Here is a 21,443-nt window from a genome sequence, read left to right as displayed (position 1 = left end):
AATCGCCACCGGAAATGAGAACGCGGGTCAGAGCGTCACGCATGGGGTACCGCTTTCTCGCATGGCAAACAACTCATCTTGTGCTGCGAATCCTTACCAGAAAGGCTACCGACTGGTAAAGCAAAATCCAAGTCCGTCACCCGACGTGCTTGAACGACTGTGCGTGCAGGTCCTGTCGCCCCAACCTGTCAACCTGTGCCGGACAGGGCTGAACGGCCTGGCACCATGGCCGATTCAACCGCCTTGGACAGCCACTTCAGCGCAGATGCCAACCCAGCGATTCGCGCCTTCGGCAATCGATCACCCGGCCATGGGCCCCAGCCACTATGGCATCAAACTGGAGCGGGTAAGCCACACCACGCTGAAACGTGCCGCACACCAACAACTTGCACGCAGCCTCAGTTGCAACTCCGCCATTTGTAATAATCTGCAACAAACAAAGCTGCACATTGATCATTCATGTCGTCCGTCTCCCCCCTGAGGCTCAGGCTCAGCCCGCTCATGGCTCTGTCCATGGTGTTTTTTGCGTTGACCTCGGCCATGGCCAACACTTGCCTAATCGACACCTCGCAAGCTGATTTTCAAGCAGGCACGGTAACCCAAGTCGACTTGACCACCAGCCCAGGTGACGTCTTGTTGCTGGACGCCTTGGCAGTCGACCAGCAAAACACCACCCTGGGCACCAACGGTGTCGGGATCACGACAACAACATACGGCGGCCAAACCTTCACGCCATCGGTCACAGGCAAACTGTCTCGGGTCAGCATCAATCTCTTTTGCAGTGGCTGCACCGGGACCACCCCCAATCTGACACTGAGCCTTCGTGCCACCAGTGGCGGATTGCCTACCGGAGCTGACCTCGCCAGCACCACGGTGTCGGGCTTTTCATCCGGTGCCTCCGCCGACTACGTCGTCAACTTTGCCTCGCCCTATACCGTCAGTTCAGGGACCCAGTATGCGCTGGTGATTCGCCCCACCGCGAATCCTTCACCTGGCACGTATGCACTCACCCGCAGCGGCACGCCAACCGCCGGTAGTGACGTATACAGCGGCGGTACCCGCGTAGCTGGCGCTACCAGTGGCACGGTGTGGAGCATCCCGTTGACCGGCGGCGTTTCGACCGATGCGGGATTCAAGATCTATCTCGACACCGGGTATCCCAGCAGCGGCAACCTTGTTTCATCGAACAGGGACAGCGCCCCGGGTGCCGGCTATTCGCCCACCTGGACCACTCTGTCCTGGACTTCAGTCAGTCCCGCCAATACCCAGGTGCAGTTTCAGATAGGGGCCAGCAATTCACCCTCAGGGCCATTCAATTTCGTCGGGCCTGACGGCACATCCAGCACGAGTTTCACCAGCAGTGGTGCGTCTTTGAGTCAATTCAATGGCTTGCGCTACGTGCAGTACAAGGGCTTGCTGTCATCCAGTGACACCACGGCCACTCCGACATTGAACGATGTGACCCTCTGCTTCTCGAATGTGTTGATTCCAGTGGTCACGTCGCTGACGCCTTCTTCAGGACCGCCAAGTGGAGGCGGCTCCGTGACATTGACCGGCACCGGTTTCTCAGGGGCTTCCCAGGTCACTTTCGGCGCCAACCCTGCCAGCAACTTTACCGTGGACAGTGACACCCAGATCACAGTCACAACTCCCGCCGGGACAGCCGGTACTGTGGACATCACGGTGACAACTTCTGGCGGCACCAGTTCAATCAATGCCTCAGACCAATACACCTATGTGGCAGCCCCCACAGTTGCCAGCGTCAGCCCCAACGCAGGCCCGCTGGTCGGCGGCGGAACTGTCACACTCACGGGTACCAACTTCGCCATCGGCGCCACCAACGTCACGATTGGTGCCAACGCCTGTGGTTCGCCCAACGTGACTTCATCCACCTCGATGACCTGCACCGCCCCAGCAGGTACCTCAGGTCCCGCCAGCGTGGTGGCGACAACATCTGGCGGCTTCAACCCGGCCAACAGCCTCTACAGCTATCTTGCCGCCCCCAGTGTCACAGCCATCAGCCCCAGCGCCGGACCACTGGCCGGAGGCAGTACAGTGACCCTGACCGGCTCCAACTTTGTGCCGGGCAGCACCGCCGTGACAGTCGGTGGCAACACCTGCACCTCGCTTTCAGTGGTGTCGACAACCTCGGTCAGTTGCACGCTGCCGGCAGGAACCACCGGCCCTGCCAGCGTCGTCGCCAGCACGGCAGGGGGAAGCAATCCGGCCAATTCACTCTTCACCTACCTCGCATTGCCGGTCGTGACCTCGATATCACCAGCCGGTGGCACCGTCACCGGAGGAACCACGGTCACGCTGACCGGAACTGGATTTGGCAATGCGACGGCCGTGAAATTCGGATCCCTCAGTGCCGCCAGTTTCGTGGTCAACTCGCCCACTCAGATCACTGCGGTCTCTCCCGCCAGCACGGCAGGGGCCGTCGATCTCACGGTGATCACCCCTGGCGGAACCAGCACCGTTTCCGCGGCCGACCTGTTCACCTATTCTGTGCGCCAAACGGGGACGATCAATGCCGCTTCGGGTGGCGGCACCATCACGGCCCAAATCACAAACGGCAGTGCCGGGTGTTCAATCGACCTGGCCAATACCTCCGCATTCACGCCCCCCAGTTACAGTGGCCTACAGCCCACCTTGGGTGGCCTGAGGGTCAAGCTGAGCGGCTGTAACACCAGCGAGACCGTGACATTGGCAGTGAGCTTCTCGAACCTCAATGGCATGACTGCCAAGAAGTACGGCCCCACGCCCAGCTCGAACGGCGCGTCAGTTTGGTACACCCCGACGGGCCTGTCGATCAGCGGCAACACCGTCACGTACAACGTGACCGACAACGGGCTCGGCGACGACACATTCACAGGCGCCGACGGGATCATCAATGACCCGATCGTGCCAGTTCCTGGAAGCACCGATGCGGCAAGCGTTCCAACATTGAGTGAACTGTCCCTGGCCTGGCTGACCCTGGCGATGATGGCAACGTTCGGCGTGAGACAACTCAGGCGCCAACGGCGCGACTGATGCGGGCGGGGACCCATAACGGACGCAGACCTCCCCCACGCTGTGACCGGGCAGGCAGTTGAGTCGGCCTGCTCATCGTCGACTCACCGGCTAGAAGCCACCGACCTGATGCTGAGGGCCCAGGACAGTGCCTCGTCCGTGTTCTGACCAGGACAAGCAGCCCCAAGCTCGCAGCCCGAAATAATTCACACCTGCGCACCAGGAAGCCAATCGCCTACATTTTTCCTGCTATAGTTGAGGGCTTCCGGAGAGGTGGATGAGCGGTTTAAGTCGCACGCCTGGAAAGCGTGTGTGGGTTAATCCCCACCGCGGGTTCGAATCCCGCCCTCTCCGCCAAATACAGCCCCAAGTGATTTGCGTCACTTGGGGTTTTTTGTTGCCCGACACCCTTTCACCAGAACATGGATGGGGCCCAGATCAGCCCATTCATGAGCCCACGCAAGGGACGTTCGTCAGGGCTGGAGAGTTCGCTGCCCAACGGCCGACTTCTCAGCCACCTGGAGTTCAGGCAGTCCACGGGACAGGCGGGTCAACCAGTCTGAAATTTCCTCGGCGGGCATGGCTTTGGCAAACAGGTAGCCCTGCAGCTTGTGCAGTCCGATGCCACGCACCACGGCCAGTTCCTCCTGGGTTTCGATGCCCTCGGCGGTCACCTCCAGGTCGAAATCCTGCGCGATGGCCAACACATGGCTCAGCAAGCGCTGACGCCGCGGATCGAGCAACAGGTTTCGCACAAAGAGGCGGTCGCACTTGATGCCCCGGATGGGCAGCTCGGCCAACATGGCCAGCGATGAATACCCGGCACCAAAATCATCCATGACCACGGCAATGCCCACCCGCGCCATGGCACGCATGGCCTCCAGCATGGGAGCGCCGCTGGCAATGATGGCGTGCTCGGTCAACTCCAGGGTCAATTGTCCGGTCTCGACACCGTGAGCCGCCAAGACCTGTACCAGCCAATGCTCAAACCCTGGCTCCATCAGTGTGGTCGGCGACAGGTTCACCGAAACCCGCAGACCCAGCTGGCCGTCATCCCCCCAGCGCGCCATCTGACCGATGGCCTGCTCCAGGATCAGGCGATCCACCAGCGTGGTCTTGCCCTGCAACTCGCACACCAGCAAAAACACCTCGGGGTTGAGTCGGCCCAGCACCGGATGCTGCAGACGCAGCAGGGCCTCGAAGGCCGGCGGCTGGCCCGCCTTCAACTGCACGATGGGTTGAAAATGCAAGTTCAGGCGCTGCTTGGTGAGCAACTCTGCCAAGTGGTCTGCGATCAGCGCCATCTGAACGTCGTGCTGCGGGTTGGTCACCGGTGTTGCCACTCGCATCATCGACAGGCCTTGCCGCAAGCGCAATTGCAGCCGCTGATCCAAACGCAGGTTGCCCATGTGCTCCAGCGCCACGACCAGGGCAAACACCGCCACCACCGCGATAGCGCCAGCCGACCTGCCCACCGGGTCCGTCAATGGCGACGGAGGAAAGGCGTTGATCAGCAGGCAATGCAGAGCCAGGATGGTCAGGCCACCCAGCACCACGTCGGGCCAGCGCCGCATGGCGTGGCTCTGGATCAACAAACGCCGCTTCGCCGCACGGTGACGGATGGACAGGACAGTCGTCAGGCAAATGGCGACCGCGAAGGACGCCAGCAGAGACCCTGCATCGATGTGCGCCAGGCTGGCGCCGTAGCCCATGGCCAGCACGAAGTGCCCCGTCAGCATGCCCAGGGCCATCACCACGCCCGCGACCACGGTGCGCTTGCGGCTGACGCTGGTGCTGAGCTCAGGCAGCGTGATGCGGGCACTGACCATCATCACCAGCAAGGCCAGCAGTCCCTCATTCAGGTTCGGCGCCCTGCCGCCCAGGTGCTGGTACATGAAGAAACCACCGATGTCCAGCGCCCAGACGATACAGCCGATGATCAGCGCCGCGTGCGAGGCACTCAGGCGCCGATTGCCGGGGTCGACCGACCATGCCGCGTGCTCCACCAGCCGATTGCTGACCTGCACCACCAGAATCGCGAAGGCCACAAATAACAGCATGGACAGTGGCGAAGGGAAACTTGCCGCTCGGGGCACCACAAACCCCGCCACTCCGTACATATATTCATTGACAATCATCAACCCCGCCCCACTCCAACGCAGCACATTTGTCGCCAGAGTCGGCAATTAGAAGCTCGCGCAGCCCCCCAAATGACTCAAGTCAAAAATTTGACACCGACGAACGCCATTTTGTTGCCAGATTGATACAGATCGTCGAATCACCGGCCCATCAAGCGGGCCGGTGCAGTGGGCTGGCCCACCGGCACGGCTGATGCCGCGCCCATTGCCTGGACCGGAACCCACCGGGGCGGCCCCTGCCCCACGCCTCAGACCCGCACGACAACAAGGCTTGCTCCGCCAGACGATAATCAGGGGCTTCGGCGCTCACCGCCTGTGCGGCACGCTGTTCGACCCCAACGATCTGGAACGACCCCAAGGACCTCCTCATGCCAGCTTACCGCTCCAAGACCTCCACTTCCGGCCGCAACATGGCGGGCGCTCGCTCTCTGTGGCGCGCCACCGGCATGAAGGACGACGACTTCAGCAAGCCCATCATTGCGATTGCCAACTCGTTCACCCAGTTCGTCCCGGGTCACGTTCACCTCAAGGACATGGGCCAACTGGTGGCGCGTGAAATCGAGGCCGCTGGCGGCGTCGCCAAGGAGTTCAACACCATTGCGGTGGATGACGGCATTGCCATGGGCCATGACGGCATGTTGTATTCGCTGCCCAGCCGCGACATCATTGCCGACTCGGTCGAGTACATGGTCAACGCCCACACAGCCGATGCGCTGGTGTGCATCTCCAACTGCGACAAGATCACGCCCGGCATGCTCATGGCCGCCATGCGCCTGAACATCCCGGTCGTCTTCGTGTCGGGTGGCCCGATGGAAGCCGGCAAGGTGCGCCTGGCCAACCCGGTGACCCAGACCATCGAATTCAAGAAGCTCGACCTGATTGACGCCATGGTGATGGCCGCCGACAGCAAGGTCAGCGATGCCGACGTGGCCGAGGTCGAGCGTTCAGCCTGCCCCACCTGCGGTTCGTGCTCGGGCATGTTCACCGCCAACTCGATGAACTGCCTGACCGAAGCCCTGGGCCTGAGCCTGCCGGGCAACGGCACCGTGGTGGCCACCCATGCCGACCGCGAGCAGCTCTTCAAGCGTGCGGGCCACCTGATCGTGGACCTGGCCAAGCGCTATTACGAAGGCGATGACGAGACCGTGCTGCCGCGCTCGGTGGGTTTCAAGGCATTTGAGAACGCCATGACCCTGGACATCGCCATGGGCGGCTCCACCAACACCATCCTGCACCTGCTGGCCATTGCGCAAGAGGCCGGCATCGACTTCACCATGACCGACATCGATCGCCTGTCGCGCGTGGTGCCTCAGTTGTGCAAGGTGGCGCCCAACACCAACAAGTACCACATCGAAGACGTGCACCGTGCCGGCGGCATCATGGCCATCCTCGGTGAACTGGCGCGCGCCGGCAAGCTGCACACCGACGTGCCCACCGTGCACAGCAAGACCTTGGGCGACGCCCTGGCCCATTGGGACATCGTCACCGCCACCGACGAGGCCGTGCGCACGTTCTACATGGCTGGCCCGGCCGGCATCCCCACCCAGGTGGCTTTCAGCCAGGCCACCCGTTGGCCCAGCCTGGACACTGACCGTGCCGAGGGCTGCATCCGCTCGTACGAAAACGCCTTCTCCAAGGAAGGCGGCCTGGCCGTGCTGCGCGGCAACATCGCCTTGGACGGCTGCGTGGTCAAGACCGCGGGCGTGGATGACAGCCTGCTGGTGTTCGAGGGCCCGGCTCATGTGGTCGAAAGCCAGGACGAAGCGGTTGAGCACATCCTCAACGACGAAGTCAAGGCCGGCGACGTGGTGATCGTGCGCTACGAAGGCCCCAAGGGGGGCCCGGGCATGCAAGAGATGCTCTACCCCACCAGCTATATCAAGTCCAAGGGCCTGGGCAAAGCCTGTGCCCTGCTGACTGACGGCCGCTTCTCGGGGGGCACGTCCGGCCTGTCGATCGGCCACTGCTCACCCGAAGCCGCTGCGGGCGGCACCATTGGCCTGGTTCGCCATGGCGACCGCATCCGGATCGACATTCCCAACCGCACGATCGATGTGCTGGTGAGCGACGAAGAACTGGCCGTGCGCCGCGCCGAGCAAGATGCCAAGGGCTGGAAGCCCGTCAAGCCGCGCCCCCGCAAGGTGTCGGCGGCCCTCAAGGCCTATGCCCTGCTGGCCACCTCGGCTGACAAGGGTGCCGTGCGCGACCTCTCGCTGCTCGGCGACTGAACGCCAGCGCCCCCAAGCTCTGAGCTCTGAGCTCTGAACGAGAAAAGCCCCGAAAGGGGCTTTTCTCATGGTGGCCCCGTTCGGGGCCGATGGGGGGCTCAGGCCAGGTCGAAACGGTCCGCGTTCATGACCTTGGTCCAGGCGGCCACGAAGTCCTTCACAAACTTGTCACGGCCATCGTCCTGGGCATAGACCTCGGCGTAGGCGCGCAGCACTGAGTTCGAGCCGAACACCAGGTCCACCCGGGTGGCCGTCCAGCGCACGGCACCCGACTGGCGATCACGGATCTCGTACAGGTTGCTGCCGGCCGGCTTCCAGGTGTAGGCCATGTCGGTCAGGTTGACGAAGAAGTCGGTGCTCAGGGTGCCCACGCGGTCGGTGAACACGCCATGTGCGCTGCCGCCGTGATTGGTGCCCAGCACACGCAGCCCGCCGATCAGAGCCGTCATTTCCGGAGCCGTCAGGCGCATCAGTTGGGCACGGTCCAGCAGCAGCTCTTCAGCGCTGACCACGTAGTCCTTCTTGAGCCAGTTGCGGAAGCCATCGGCCACCGGCTCCAGCACGTCGAAAGACGCCGCGTCGGTCTGCTCTGCCGTGGCATCGCCGCGACCGGGTGTAAACGGCACGGTGAGGTCAAACCCGGCTGCCTTGGCAGCCGCTTCCACCCCCACATTGCCGGCCAGCACGATCACGTCGGCCACGCTGACGCCGAATTTCGCGGCGATGGGCTCCAGCAGCGACAGCACACGGGCCAGGCGGGTTGGCTCATTGCCTTCCCAGTCCTTTTGCGGGGCCAGGCGGATGCGGGCCCCATTGGCACCGCCGCGCTTGTCCGAGCCACGGAAAGTACGGGCGCTGTCCCAGGCCGTGCTGACCAAGTCAGCCGTGCTCAGACCTGTCGCCGCAATGGCGGCCTTGACGGCGGCCACGTCGTAGTCACTGCGACCGGCCGGCACCGGGTCTTGCCAGATCAGGTCTTCCTGCGGCACATCGGGGCCGATGTAGCGGGCCTTGGGGCCCAGATCGCGGTGGGTCAGCTTGAACCAGGCCCGGGCGAACACTTCCGAGAAGTACGCCGGATCCTTGTAGAAACGCTCCGAGATCGCGCGGTAGGCCGGGTCCATCTTCATGGCCATGTCGGCGTCGGTCATGATCAGGCGGGTGTGGCCACTGGCGCCTTCCACATCGGTCGGGCGGTGCTCGTCCTTGAGGTTGATGGGCTCCCACTGCCAGGCCCCGGCCGGGCTCTTCTTGAGTTCCCAGTCGTAGTTCAAGAGGGTTTCAAAATAGCCGTTGTCCCATTGAGTCGGGTGCGGTGTCCAGGCGCCTTCAATGCCGCTGGTCACAGCGTCGCGGCCAATGCCTCGACCGCTGTGGTTGATCCAGCCCAGACCTTGCTCGTTCAGATCAGCACCTTCGGGGGCCGGGCCCAGCTTGGCAGCGTCGCCGTTGCCGTGGGCCTTGCCCACGGTGTGGCCGCCGGCGGTCAAGGCCACGGTCTCTTCATCGTCCATGGCCATGCGGGCAAAGGTCACACGCACGTCGTGGGCGGTTTTGAGTGGGTCGGGCTTGCCGTCCACGCCTTCCGGGTTCACATAGATCAGGCCCATCATGACCGCAGCCAGGGGGTTCTCCAGATCGCGCTCGCCGGAATAACGGCTGTTGGGGCCGCCGCTCGGGGCCAGCCATTCCTTTTCGGAACCCCAGTAGATGTCCTTCTCGGGTGCCCAGATGTCTTCACGGCCGAAGGCAAAGCCAAAGGTCTTGAGGCCCATCGATTCGTAGGCCATGTTGCCAGCCAGGATCATCAGGTCGGCCCAGCTCAGCTGATTGCCATACTTGCGTTTGATCGGCCACAACAAGCGGCGGGCCTTGTCGAGGTTGCCGTTGTCAGGCCAGGAGTTCAAGGGAGCGAAGCGCTGGTTGCCCGTGCCTGCACCGCCACGGCCGTCGGCAATGCGGTAGGTGCCGGCCGAGTGCCAGGCCATGCGGATCATCAGGCCGCCATAGTGGCCCCAGTCGGCCGGCCACCAGGGCTGGCTGTCGGTCATCAAGGCCTTCAGGTCGCGCTTGAGGGCTTCGACATCCAGCTTGCTCACTGCCTCACGGTAGCTGAAGCCGTCGCCCAAGGGCTGGGTCTTGCTGTCGTGCTGGTGCAGGATGTCCAGATTCAGGGCCTTGGGCCACCAATCGACATTGGTCTTGCTGACCGAGGTCATTCCACCGTGCATGACCGGGCATTTGCCGACGGCATTGGCGTTGCTGTTTTCCATTGCGAGTTCCTTTGTAGAAAAGATGACGGTCCGGATCGACCTGACTCGATGCGATGGCCCTGGCATGCCAATGGAGGCGGGGCCAAGCTGCGTCTTGTTGATCACTATCCAGCGGTCTCCATTCTGAAGCCCAAGCCGCTTAAAACCACAAAAATATCACTCTAAAATCATTATCATCACAATAGAAAAATACGAACGACTTTGATTTTTGATAGTTTTGTGCGCCATTCAGTCATTGGCACCGACCGCTCGGTGTCTATCGTGCCTCGCGATGGCGCAGGTGTGTGCGCTTTGCGAAGCACACGGTCGCACCATCCGACGAAAGGAGCCCTTGCCCTCACCTCGCCCTTGGCAGGCGAACGCGCGCCAGCCGCGCTCGCTCGCCGGCCTTCGACCCGGGCCAGGGTGCCTCAGGCCTCGCTGCTGAGACGCGGAGAGGCCGTCAGCGGCATGTCCCGGGTGGGCAGGCTGATGCGGTAGCCCTGGGCGTAATTGATGCCCATCTCACGCAGCGCCTGCAGGATGTCGTCGCTCTCGACAAACTCGGCCACGGTCAGGATGCCGATGTCCTGGCACAGACGCGACAGGTTATGGACCAGGGCATAGTCGATCTTCGAGTTGAGGATGTTGCGCACAAAGGCGCCATCGATCTTCACGTACTCGAACTTCAACTCGCGCAGGTAATGGAACGAGTTGTAGCCGCTGCCAAAATCGTCCAGCGCAAAGGCAAAGCCCCGGCTGCGCAACTGGGTGAGAAAGGTGCGCATATTGGTCATGTCACCAATCGCATCGCGCTCCAGGATCTCAAACACGATGCACTGGGGCGGGATGCCCAGCGCATTGCACAGGTCTTCCGCATAGGCCAGCACGCCGCGCCCCTGGATTTCCTGTGCCGACAGGTTCAGGAACACCTTGATGTCGGGCGCGCCGCTGAGCATGCGCTGGCGTTGGGCCTCCAGGGCTTTTCGGATCACGATGCGGTCCAGCTCGCGGCCCATGCCGTATTTCTCGATGGTCTCGATGAACTGCCCGGCCACCACGATGTCGCCATTGGGCTCGACCATCCGGGCCAGGGTCTCGCAGGCAAAGAGCTCGCCGCTGTGGCAGTCCACGATGCTGTGGAAGTACGGCACGATGCGCTCCTGATGCAACGCCACGCGCAGGCGCTCGGCGTAGTCACGGGTCTGCCGGCCCGCGTGGGCCTTGCCCTTGAGCGATTCCAGCGTGCAGGCGCCGTCCTTGCCCATCTCCTTGGCCCGGTACATGGCCTGATCGGCACCGGCCAGGATATCGGCCTCATTGCCGGCGTCGCCTGGGTACACCGCGATGCCAATCGACACGGTCAGGTGAAAGTGCTTGCCATCGGGCGCGGTGAAGCTGCGTTCGCGCAAAGCCTGCCCCAGCAGGTTGGCCACGGTGCTGGCCCCGCTGCGGCCCGTCTCCATCAACAGCACGGTGAACTCGTCGCCACCGATGCGCGCTGCCACATCCCCCTTGCGGATCTGGGTGCGCAGGATTTCGGCCACACCGCGCAAGGCCTCGTCACCCACCTGATGACCATAGGAGTCGTTGATGTCCTTGAAATCGTCCAGGTCCAGCATGAGCAGCGAAAACTCGTGCCCGTGACGCTCCGAACGGCCAAATTCGTACTCCAGCACGTTGCTGAACTGGCGCCGGTTGTACAAGCCCGTCAGCGGGTCGTGCATGGCGTAATACTCCAGCTCGGACAGAGTGCGCGACAACAGTTTGCTGGAGCCCACCACCATCACCATCACCGACAGGATGGAGCGCACCACGCTCTCTTCCTGCGACGTCAGCTCGTTGCTGCCCACGTAGGCCACGCCCAGCAGGCCGGCCAGCCGCGGGGTGTGCTCGGGCACGGTCACGGTGATCATGCGGATGTCATCCGCTGCCGCATTTTGCTCGGGCACGGGAATCTCGAACTCGTCGATCTCCAGCAGGGTGTCGGCCGGCAGGTTCAGCCCGGTCAACATCTGGCGCGACAGCATCTCGCGCGCGCTCTTCTTCATGTCTTCCGGGTAGTCACCCAGGTAGTACAGGAACAGCGACAGGCCGTGCTCCTCGGCAAATGCGATGTAGAAGAAGTTGAACGGGAAGATGGCATGGAAATCGGCCAGGATCTCCTGCACAAACGCCTTCCACTGGGCCACATGCTCGTGCGAGAGGATGATGCGCTCCAGCACCCGGCTCTGGCGCTCGAAAAGGTCTTTCTCGATCAGCGTCGAGGCCAGATCGGTCACCGTCTGATTGAACTCCAGCAAGGTGGTCTTGGCATGCTCGGCGTTGCGGCTCCACTGGCGCTGGCGCTCGCCCAACAGCAGCGCCATGGTCTGCTCCAGGCTGCGGTAGGTGTCGATCACGTGGCGCAGGCGCAGCGCCAGGTTGTGCGGCATGGCCTCTTGCGACAAGGCCTCCAGCTCAGCCATCACCTCACTCTGCACCTGGCGAACCAGGGCCCCCAGGTTGCTGGCGAAGGCCCGGCTGCGCGTCTGGCTCTCCAGCAGGGACGCCATGCGGTCCATCACCCGCTGGCGCAAGGCCTCCAGATGGTTGGTGAAGATGGGGGCACTCATCGAACGAATCGCCCGCCGCTTTGCAGCAGATCGATGCCGCATTGCAATTCGCCCAGCCAGGCCAGAAACTGCCCCACCGCGGCCCCACGGTAAACCGGCCCATGCTGGGGCGCGATCATCTCGATGTCCAGGTGCGCGATCGTCTCCAGCCAGCAACGGATGGCCCGGTTCGATCCCATGTAGCGGCGGTGAAAGCCTTCAATGTAGGGCAGGTGCCCAGCCAGATCATCCACAAAGGCCGTGTCCAGATCCGGCGGCATCATGGCCGCCCCAATGTCGCCCGAGAACAGCACCTTGGCCACCGGGTCGTACACATTGATCTGCCCCTCGGAGTGCAGAAAATGCGCCGGCACCACCTCCAGATCAAACCCAGGGGCCACGTTGCAGTGCATGCCCTCGTCGGGAACCCCGACAAAATGGGACATGTCCTTGAGCCCGTAATGCGGCAAAAACCGCATCCAGATGCTCGACACATAAACCGGTGCGTCCAGCAACTCCAGCCAAGTCGACAGGCCCCCGACAATGTCCGGATCCTGATGCGAGAGAAAAACACCTTTGATGCCGGCAGGCTGCACATAGCGCAGCATTTCAGCCAGCACCCGGGGCATCACGCCAAAACCACCGGGATCCAGCAGCACACCCTGCCCCTCATGAACCACCAGATATTGGTTGGACCTGATCCCATCCTCCTCGCCCGGTTCACTCTCATTCAACAAAATGAATTGATGCTGGTCTGATTCATGGAGCTTGATATTGCGCATAACCTTCTGAGAGCTTCAAGGGGCAGGGTCGATGATCGACGAAACATAAAATGATTTCGGAGCGGCAATCTGTTCCATTTGCGTTACGTCAAGGAATCTGAATTGGATTTTTGCTCAAGGGAAAACCCCATCTTCGGCGTGGCAACGGCGACACAAATCCACTGATGCCAAAGTCCGAAAAATGAAACGAGCCACGCATTTATTTCATCTATGATTTTTATCTCCAACCCCTGAGCCTGCTGTGCCTTCAACTGCCTTTCAAAAATCCCTGGCGTTGTTGACCAGCCGGCGTTTCGGCACCTTCTGGGTCGCCAGCCTGTTGGCCAACATCGGCACCTGGGCGCAACAGGTCACCCAGCCCTGGCTCATGCTCAGCCTGGGCGCCTCGCCCCTGATGCTGGGCCTGGATGCCTTTGCGCTCAGCGCACCCGCCCTGCTGCTGACCCTGGTGGGTGGCGAATTGGCCGACCGTGCCGATCGGCGCCGCACCATCGCCTTGTTCCAGTCGATCCAGATGCTGTGCCCATTGCTGCTGGTCGCAGGCGTGATGGGCGGCTGGATCCAACCCTGGGAAGTGGTGCTGCTCTCGCTGGTGGTTGGCGTGACCGACGCCTTGTCCATGCCGTCGTTTCAATCGATAGTTCCGTCCATCGTCCAGCACGAGCAGATTCCGGCGGGCATCGCCCTCAATTCCAGTCAATTCAACCTGTCACGCATCCTCGGGCCTGCGGTGGCGGGTCTGCTGATGGCCAGTGCCGGCATGGCCGGCGCCTTTGCCGTGAGCGCAGCGTCCTACCTGCCCTTCATCGGCGTGGCCCTGTGGGTGCTGCCGCGGCGCTTGCAAACGCCCCCGGCCCCCCCCCAGGTGCCGGGTCGCCCCCCCGCCCTGGCCCTGACCCAGGGCAGCCAGAGGCTCTGGCTGGGCCTGCGCGAGGTGCTGGGCCAGGCCCGGCTGCGAGGCGCCCTGCTGACCGTGTTCGTCAATGCCCTGCTGTGCGCCCCCCTGATCACCTTTTGCCCCGTGCTGGTCAAACAGGCCTTTCAAGGCGATGCTGCCCAGTTCAGCCTGAGCGCTGGCGCACTCGGTCTGGGGGGCCTGCTGGGCGCAGCCGCCTTGCTGGGGTTCGACGCCCAGCGCGACCGACGCCCCTGGTGCACGGGCTTTGCGCTTGCCTATGCAGTGGTCGTGTTGCTGGCCGCCATCAACCCCTGGGCTGGCGCGATGGCCCCCTTGTTTGTCCTGGCCGGGGTGGCCATGACTGCGAGCAATGCCTCTGCCAACACCTTGCTGCAATCGAGTGCACCCGAGCACCTGCGTGGCAAGACGGTCAGCCTGTTCATGCTGGCCATGCGGGGTGGGTTGTCGCTGGGCAGCCTGCTCACGGGGTTCAGCGTGCACCTCATGGGCGTGCGCAGCGCGCTGGCCCTCAATGGGGTCCTGGCCTTGCTTGTCTTGTCGGGCCTGGGTTGGGTCTGGCGGCGGGCGAGCCAGGGCCCCGATTTGTAAGCAGCAGGCAAAGAAACCGCATCAGAAATACCAAATCAGTTCATTTTTGGCTGATATGGCCGATACACAAGGGCATGCAAGTCAATTCCAACACCTCCAGCAGCGCCGTCACAAGCACCACCAGCTCGGGCGGAACCGACAGCGCCAGCCAGATTGCCGCGCTTCAAAAGCAGTTGCGGCAATTGACTCAACAACTCAAGGACATCACCAATTCCGATGGTGACGCCAAGACCAAGCAAAAGCGTGCCGCCTTGCTGCAGGCTCAGATTCAATTGGTTCAGGCCCAGATATCCGCCTTGCAACAACAGCAGCAGCAAGAAAAGCTGGACAAAGCTGCGAAGGCCCAGGAATCCAGGCCCGGCCAGGCCAGCGGTAAAAATCAACAGGCGCAGCAGAAAAAAGCAGCCGCCCAGATCGGCCTGGGCCAGCAGGTCGACGTCTACGTCTGAAAACGTTGAATGGTGGCGCATGCAGATCGCCTCAACGCAATAAGCCGGGATTTTCAGCCGGCTCGGTTCGATACCCCAGCGATACCTGGTGATTCATTGCGATGGGGGCTGGATTATCGAAGCGCTTCGTGTATCTTGTTGTATCAAACAGCCAATGGAATATCCATGCTCTGCTGATGATGCACACGCACCCTGCAATTTCGCCCCCGAATCCAGACGCCTTGGCGCCTGCAGGGCGCGTTTTGCCGACGGTTTTGCTGGTGGACGACACCAAGGAGAACCTCTCCGTCATCGGTCAGATGTTGCGTCCGCTCTACCAGGTCCGGGTGGCCAATTCGGGGCAACGTGCCCTGCTCGCGCTGCAGAACCCACCTCGACCTGATCTGATCCTGCTCGACGTGATGATGCCCGACATGAACGGCTACCAGGTGTTGGAGCAACTGCGGGCTGCCCCCTTGTGGCGCGACATCCCGGTGATCTTTGTCACCGCACTCAACGCCGACGACGACGAAGAGCACGGTCTGGCCCTGGGTGCAGTCGACTACGTGACCAAGCCGGTCAAGCCGGCTCTTCTGCTGGCCCGGGTGCATGCGCAGCTGGAACTCAAACAGGCCCGTGACCGCCTGGCCCACCAGAACGCCTTTCTCGACGCCGAGGTGCGTCGCCGCATGGCCGAAAACGAGTTGATCAAGAACCTCAGCCTGTTCGCCCTGGCCACGCTGGCCGAGAAACGTGACAACGAGACCGGCAACCACCTGCGCCGCACCCAGGCCTACATCGAGGTGCTGATGAACCAGCTGCTCGATCATCCTCGTTTCGCCCAGGCGCTGGCCGCACCCGACGTGCGCCAGCGCATTGCCAAGGCCGCGCCGCTGCATGACATCGGCAAGGTGGGCATTCCGGACGCCATTCTCCTCAAGCCCGGCCGGCTCACGCCCGAAGAATTCGAGATCATGAAGACCCATGCGGCCATCGGAGCGCAGGCCCTTGAAGAGGCCATTGAACGTGCACGTGAACTGGAGCCCACGCTGGCCCCTTTGGGCGCCAGCCCGGACGCACCAGACGCACCAGACACATCCGACAGCAGCCCTTCCCTCGAGTTCCTCGAAACCGCCCAACAGATCGCGGCCGGCCACCATGAAAAATGGGATGGCAGTGGCTACCCCCTCGGGCTGTCTGGTGAAGCGATCCCTCTGCCGGCCCGCCTGATGGCCTTGGCTGATGTGTTCGATGCACTGATCTCGCGCCGCCCCTACAAGTTGCCCTTGCCCATGGACACCACCCGGCAAATCATCACCGAGGGCCGAGGCCGCCATTTTGACCCCGACATCGTCGACGCCTTTCTGGCCCGCTTCGATGAGTTCAGGACCATTGCAGACCACTATGCCGATCAAGCCTGAGCCCGCATCGCCGCGACCGGCCCTACAACGACTCGCAGCCTGTGCCGCGCTGGTGGCGCCCCTGCTGCTGGGTCCGAGCCAGGCAGCCCGGGCCGCGGATGCCAGCCCCATGCCCGCACCGACTCCATTTCAGGAGGTCATGGCCAAACCCGAAATCCTGAGCCAGTTGCGATCCGGCGGCTACGTGCTCTACATGCGCCACGGCACCACCGACAACAGCCGGGCCGATGCCGTCACCGGCCTGCGCCTGGACGACTGCAGCACCCAGCGTGTGCTCAATGACGAGGGGCGCCGTCTCGCGGTCACCCTGGGCAACACCCTGCGCCAGGCCCGCATCCCGGTGGCTGAGATCTTCCACAGCCCCTTGTGCCGCACCACCGAGACCGTGAAACTGGCCTACCCCGACTTCAAAGGCCCGGTGCACGCCGACCCGGACCTGATGTACACCGCCAACCTGACCAGTGAACAGAAAAAGCCCGTGCTGCAAGCCACCCGGCGCCTGGTCAGCACGCCGCCGGCGCCAGGCAGCAACCGGCTGATCGTGGCCCACGCCCCCAACATGGCAGACCTGATGGGCTACTTCGTCAAGCCCGAGGGCACGGTGGTCGTGCTGCGCCCACTGGGTTCCAACGGCTTTGAATACCTCGCCAGCATCCCCCCAGCCCTCTGGCCGCAGTTGCTCAAGGCGGCGCCGACGCCATGAAGTGGCGCACCGACTCCAAGCAACTGCATTTTCTGCTGCTGCTCTTTCTGCCGGTGGCGTTGGCCCTGCTGCTGGGTGGTGCGTTCAACCAGTTCACTGAACAGGAACTGCAACAGACTCGAAGCGAGTACGACCGGGCCCAGGCGCGCGACCTGGGCACCGCCAGCGAGGCCTCCTCGATCAGCCTGCAAGCGCTGGTCCTGCAGCAAGAGCTGACCGACGCGCTGGCGCAAGCCCAGGCCGGGCGCATCGACGAGGCCGGTGCCTACCGCCTGCACACCCGCATCGTTGACCAGGTGGCCCAGTTCGAGCAACGCCTGGCCCGTCTGGGGCAGGCCGACCTGTCAAGCGAGCAGGCCCAGGCCCTGCGCGCTGCCCAGACCGAATTCGGCGACTTCAAACGCTTTGTGCTCATGAGCACCGACCTGGCCTCGATCGACACCCGCCTCGCCGGCCAGCACCTGCTCACCGCCCATGAGCATTACGTGAAGCTGGCCTTGCAACTGCAGTCGATTGACGAGCGACTCACCCAACAAGCCCAGCAGCGCAACGCCGAGGCCGGCCAGGCGCTGGACGCCATCCGCACCCGCATGCTGGTGCTCAGTGGCACCGCCACAGGACTGGTGCTGCTGCTCTGGCTGGCCGTGGCCGTGCGGCTGGCCCGACGCCTGGGCCGCCTCAGCGCCGCGCTTCGCCACCTCAGCGAGCACGGGGACGAGCCCGGCGACACGCCGCTGTTCACCGAACTCGTGGCCAGTGCCCGCCGGCATGGCCTGCTGGGCGACATGACCCGCGCCGTGCTGGCCTACCGCGACGCCCGACTGCAGCGCCGCGCTGCCCAGGACGCACTGGACGCCGAGCGCAGCCAACTGCGAGCCCTGATCCAGGGCATGCCCGATCTGGTCTGGCTGAAAGACCCCGACGGCGCCTACCAGGTGTTCAACCAGCGCTTTCTGCAGCAGACCGGGCGCAGCCCCGAATCCCTGCGGGGTCTGCGCGATCAAGACCTGTTCTCTCCTGAAGTGGCGGCGCTCTACCTCAGCGGCGATCAGATCGCCGTCGACACCGGCCGCTACGAGCTGCCGCCGCACTGGCGCACCTTTGCCGATGGCCACCGCGAGTTGGTGACCGCCATCAAAACCCCCATCCGCGACGCGCAGGGCCAGCTGCTGGGCGTGCTGGGCGTGGGCCGCGACATCACGGCCCTGCACCAGGCCCAGCAAGCCCTGGCCGACCGGGAACGCCAATACGCCAGCATCGTCAGCCAGGCCCCCATCGGCATCGTGCTGGTCGACCAGGCCACCCTGGGCTTCATCAGCTTCAATGAGGCGGCCTGCCAGGCCATGGGCTACGAGCGCGACGAATTTGCCCGGCTGAGCATCTATGACCTGCAAGCCCACCTGAGCCCCGCGCAAGTCGACGCCGTCGTGCAGCGCATCGTGTCCGAGAACGGCCTGGAGTTCGAAAACCAGCGCCGCAACAAACAGGGCGAGGTGCGTGAATTCTGGATCTCCATGCGCCCCCTGCAACTGGACGGGCGGGCCTGCCTCACCGGCGTCTGGATGGACGTGACCGAGCGCAAGAACACCGAGCGGGAACTGCAACGCCATCGTGAGCAATTGGAACAGCGGGTGATCGAGCGCACGGCCAGCCTGGAGGAGGCCAGCCGGCGCCTGTCAGAGCAGACCTTGCAATTGCGCTCGGCCAACAGCGAGCTGCGCGGCATCTTCGACCACGCCACCGCGGGCATCGTGATCCTGCAGTCGCGCCGGGTGTTGCGCTGCAACCGCAAGGTCGAAGAGATTTTCGGCTACCCCCCGGGCGCGCTGCTCAACCAGAGCACCCGGTTGTGGTACGGCAGCGATGCCGACTACGAAGCGGCAGGCCAGTTGATCGAGCGCCAGCTTGATCAACTGGGGCCCCATGTGCGCGAGCAGGAAATGCGCCGGCGCGACGGCAGCCGTTTCTGGGCCCGCCTGACCAATGCGCGCATCGACATTCCCGAGTTCCCCAACGCCATCATCGGCATCATCGAAGACGTGACGGCCGAGCACCGCCATGCCGAAGAGCTGCGCCGCGCCCGCGACATGGCCGAAAGTGCCAACCGCGCCAAGAGCAGCTTCCTGGCCAACATGAGCCACGAGATCCGCACGCCCATGAACGCGATCATCGGCCTGGCCCACCTGGTGCGCCGCGCCCCCTTGAGCGAGCGCCAGGCGCAGCAGCTGGACAAGCTGTCGGATGCGGCCATGCACCTGCTGTCCATCATCAATGACATCCTCGACTTCTCGAAGATCGAGGCCGGCAAGATGACCCTGGACCCGACCGACTTCCAGCTCGAACGCGTGGTCTCCAACGTGTTTGCCTTGGTCTCCGAAAAAGCCGAGGCCAAGGGGCTGGAGCTGGTGGCCGAAATCGGCAGCCTGCCCCGCATGCTGCATGGTGACGGTGTGCGCCTAGGCCAGGTGCTGCTCAACTTTGCCAACAACGCCGTCAAGTTCACCGAGCATGGCAGCGTGCGCCTGCGCGGCAGCGTGCTGCCCGACCGGGGCGATGGCCACCAGTGGCTGCGCTTCGAGGTGAGAGACACCGGCATCGGCATCACCGCCGATCAGCAAACCCGCCTGTTCAACGCCTTCCAGCAGGCCGACGTTTCCACAACGCGGCTGTATGGCGGGACCGGCCTGGGCCTGGCCATCAGCCGGCGCCTGGCCGATTTGCTGGGCGGCCAGGTCGGTGTCAGCAGTCAACCAGGCCAGGGCAGCACCTTCTGGCTCGAAGCGCCCTTCGAATCAGCCCCCGACAGCCCTGTCAACGGCATCATGCCCCTGCCACCGCGCAGCCGCGTGCTGGTGCTTGATGACATGGAAGAGGCCCGCGAAGCCCTGGGCGACCTGTTGCAGGGCTTGGCCGCCCGGGTCGATCGGGCCAGCTCGGGCGCCCTGGCCCTGGAGATGGTGGCCCAGGCCGACGCGCACGGCGACCCCTACCTGATGGTGTTCTCCGACTGGCTCATGCCCGGCCTCAATGGATCGCAGACCTGCGAACGCATCCAGCAACTGCCCTTGCGCCAGCAGCCCGTGTGCATCCTGGTCAGCGGCAGCAGTGGCTGCCCCAGCGAGGTCAAGGATGACGGCATCTTTGCCGCCTTCATCCCCAAACCGGTGTTGCCCGCCTTGCTGGCCGACACCATCTCGGCCACCCTGGCCCAGGGTCGTGGCAACCTGGGCACAGCGCCTCACCCGGCCCAGGCCCAGCCCCGGTTCGCCCCCGGCCACCGCCTGCTGCTGGCTGAAGACAATGCCATGAACCAGGAAGTGGCCCTGGAACTGCTCAAGGACCTGGGCTTTGCCGTGGACCTGGCCTGCGATGGCCTGCAGGCCCTCGAGCAGGCCCGGCACCAGGCCTACGAACTGGTGCTGATGGATGTGCAGATGCCGGTCATGGATGGCCTGGAGGCCACGCGCCAGATCCGCCAGTTGCCCGGCTGGGCCAGCACCCCCATCCTGGCCATGACGGCCAATGCCTTTGCCGAAGACCGTGCCGTGGCGCTGGCCGCCGGCATGAACGACCACATCCCCAAACCCGTGGACCCGACCCTGTTGGCCCAGACCCTGGCCAAGTGGCTGCCCGCAGCCCTGCGGGCGCCAGACAAGGCAGACACGCCGCCCGTGTCCAGCCCCTGCACCGCCTCGATGCCGGCGCTGGGCGATACCGAGTTGCGCCAGCGCCTGCACCTGGTCGAAGGCCTGCAACTGGACGCCGGCCTGCGCTCGATGCGCGGTGACCAGCAGCGCCTGCGCAACTTCCTGCTGCGTTTTGCCACCGAACATGGCCAGGACCTGCTGAAGCTGCGCGACGAAATTCAGCAAGGCGAGCACGAGGCAGGCCAGCGCAGGCTGCACACGCTCAAGGGGCTGGGGGGCATGCTCGGACTGGAGCGGGTCCAGCGCCTGGCCCAGGCTGCCGAGCAAGCGTTCAAACATTCGCCCGAAGCCGCCCCGGACAGTGATGCGGCCAACACCCAGGCCGTGCTCCTGGCACTGCAACAGGCCCTTGATGAAAGCTGCCAATCCATTCTGCAACGCCTGGGCCCGGACGGGACGGCCAGCACGCCAGCCCCCAGTCCGCTGCCCCAGGCCCCCGCCGGCTCGCTGACCCATCTGGCGGAGCCATTGGCCCATTGGCGCCGACAACTGGCCAGCGACGACCTGGACGCGGCCGAAGCCTTCGAGGCCCTGCGCCCTGCCCTGCAGCAAGCCGATCCGGCCCTGACACGGCAGTTGGCGCAAGCCATGGAGGCCTTTGACCTGGCCGAAGCCCTGGCCCTGCTGGAGCGCCACCCCAAGCCGCCGCCACCGGGTTGAAACCCACCGGG

At 63.8% G+C, this 21,443-nt stretch carries 11 protein-coding genes and 1 tRNA gene; 8 read left to right on the top strand and 4 right to left on the bottom strand.

Annotated features, from left to right (window positions below):
- Window positions 1-501 precede the first annotated feature (501 nt).
- Entirely contained in the window at window positions 502-3,033 is a 2,532-nt protein-coding gene (locus AC07VS_RS23595) for an IPT/TIG domain-containing protein (protein WP_494752177.1), read from the top strand.
- Window positions 3,034-3,279: 246 nt separating this feature from the next.
- Window positions 3,280-3,369: transfer RNA gene (locus tag AC07VS_RS23590), tRNA-Ser, on the top strand.
- A 116-nt stretch (window positions 3,370-3,485) separates the two neighbouring features.
- Here the strand turns inward: AC07VS_RS23590 and AC07VS_RS23585 are convergent.
- Complete coding sequence (locus AC07VS_RS23585; protein ID WP_494752176.1) at window positions 3,486-5,072, bottom strand: EAL domain-containing protein; 1,587 nt, start codon at window positions 5,070-5,072, stop codon at window positions 3,486-3,488.
- 446 nt (window positions 5,073-5,518) lie between these two features.
- Here AC07VS_RS23585 and ilvD point away from each other — a divergent pair, with 446 nt between their 5' ends.
- Window positions 5,519-7,378, top strand: coding sequence for a dihydroxy-acid dehydratase (gene ilvD / locus AC07VS_RS23580; RefSeq protein ID WP_492345420.1), 1,860 nt, complete (start codon window positions 5,519-5,521; stop codon window positions 7,376-7,378).
- Between the two features lie 98 nt (window positions 7,379-7,476).
- Here the strand turns inward: ilvD and katG are convergent, their stop codons facing one another.
- From katG to AC07VS_RS23565, 3 genes are all read right to left on the bottom strand, one after another.
- On the bottom strand, window positions 7,477-9,651 hold the full coding sequence (gene katG, locus AC07VS_RS23575) for a catalase/peroxidase HPI (protein ID WP_494752175.1): 2,175 nt from the start codon (window positions 9,649-9,651) through the stop codon (window positions 7,477-7,479).
- Window positions 9,652-10,061: 410 nt separating this feature from the next.
- Window positions 10,062-12,245 carry a putative bifunctional diguanylate cyclase/phosphodiesterase gene (locus AC07VS_RS23570; protein ID WP_492345418.1) on the bottom strand — a complete coding sequence of 728 codons (2,184 nt, stop codon included), beginning with the start codon at window positions 12,243-12,245 and terminating at the stop codon, window positions 10,062-10,064.
- Window positions 12,242-13,006, bottom strand: a complete 765-nt coding sequence (locus AC07VS_RS23565) for an oxygen-binding di-iron domain-containing protein (protein ID WP_494656010.1) — start codon at window positions 13,004-13,006, stop codon at window positions 12,242-12,244. Before AC07VS_RS23565 ends, AC07VS_RS23570 begins: the two co-directional genes overlap by 4 nt.
- A 241-nt stretch (window positions 13,007-13,247) precedes the next feature.
- Between AC07VS_RS23565 and AC07VS_RS23560 the strand changes: the two genes are divergently transcribed.
- The 5 genes from AC07VS_RS23560 (at window position 13,248) to AC07VS_RS23540 (ending at window position 21,432) form a co-directional block, all read left to right on the top strand.
- Window positions 13,248-14,513, top strand: coding sequence for an MFS transporter (locus AC07VS_RS23560; protein WP_494752174.1), 1,266 nt, complete (start codon window positions 13,248-13,250; stop codon window positions 14,511-14,513).
- 74 nt (window positions 14,514-14,587) lie between these two features.
- A complete protein-coding gene (locus AC07VS_RS23555; RefSeq protein WP_492345415.1) occupies window positions 14,588-14,962 on the top strand; it encodes a FlxA-like family protein in 375 nt (124 codons plus the stop codon).
- A gap of 242 nt (window positions 14,963-15,204) precedes the next feature.
- Window positions 15,205-16,362: a response regulator gene (locus AC07VS_RS23550; protein WP_494752173.1), complete on the top strand. Its 1,158-nt coding sequence runs from the start codon at window positions 15,205-15,207 to the stop codon at window positions 16,360-16,362.
- Window positions 16,346-17,065 (top strand): histidine phosphatase family protein, encoded by a 720-nt coding sequence (locus AC07VS_RS23545; protein WP_492345413.1) that lies wholly within the window; start codon window positions 16,346-16,348, stop codon window positions 17,063-17,065. Before AC07VS_RS23550 ends, AC07VS_RS23545 begins: the two co-directional genes overlap by 17 nt.
- Window positions 17,062-21,432, top strand: coding sequence for a PAS domain-containing hybrid sensor histidine kinase/response regulator (locus tag AC07VS_RS23540; protein ID WP_494752172.1), 4,371 nt, complete (start codon window positions 17,062-17,064; stop codon window positions 21,430-21,432). The genes AC07VS_RS23545 and AC07VS_RS23540 overlap by 4 nt, the downstream gene beginning before the upstream one ends.
- Window positions 21,433-21,443 lie beyond the last annotated feature (11 nt).

Source organism: Curvibacter sp. GW821-FHT01G03, from assembly GCF_059422285.1.
The sequence above is the reverse complement of the archived record's forward strand: the minus strand, read 5'-3'. Positions and strand labels throughout refer to the sequence as shown.

Bases quoted from the DNA above. Each gene is read 5' to 3' on its own strand.
- AC07VS_RS23555 (WP_492345415.1), top strand. From the start codon at position 14,588: ATGCAAGTCAATTCCAACACCTCCAGCAGCGCCGTCACAAGCACCACC.
- ilvD (WP_492345420.1), top strand. From the start codon at position 5,519: ATGCCAGCTTACCGCTCCAAGACCTCCACTTCCGGCCGCAACATGGCG.
- AC07VS_RS23540 (WP_494752172.1), top strand. From the start codon at position 17,062: ATGAAGTGGCGCACCGACTCCAAGCAACTGCATTTTCTGCTGCTGCTC.
- AC07VS_RS23570 (WP_492345418.1), bottom strand. From the start codon at position 12,245: ATGAGTGCCCCCATCTTCACCAACCATCTGGAGGCCTTGCGCCAGCGG.
- AC07VS_RS23595 (WP_494752177.1), top strand. From the start codon at position 502: ATGGCTCTGTCCATGGTGTTTTTTGCGTTGACCTCGGCCATGGCCAAC.
- AC07VS_RS23545 (WP_492345413.1), top strand. From the start codon at position 16,346: ATGCCGATCAAGCCTGAGCCCGCATCGCCGCGACCGGCCCTACAACGA.
- AC07VS_RS23585 (WP_494752176.1), bottom strand. From the start codon at position 5,072: ATGCTGTTATTTGTGGCCTTCGCGATTCTGGTGGTGCAGGTCAGCAAT.
- katG (WP_494752175.1), bottom strand. From the start codon at position 9,651: ATGGAAAACAGCAACGCCAATGCCGTCGGCAAATGCCCGGTCATGCAC.
- AC07VS_RS23565 (WP_494656010.1), bottom strand. From the start codon at position 13,006: ATGCGCAATATCAAGCTCCATGAATCAGACCAGCATCAATTCATTTTG.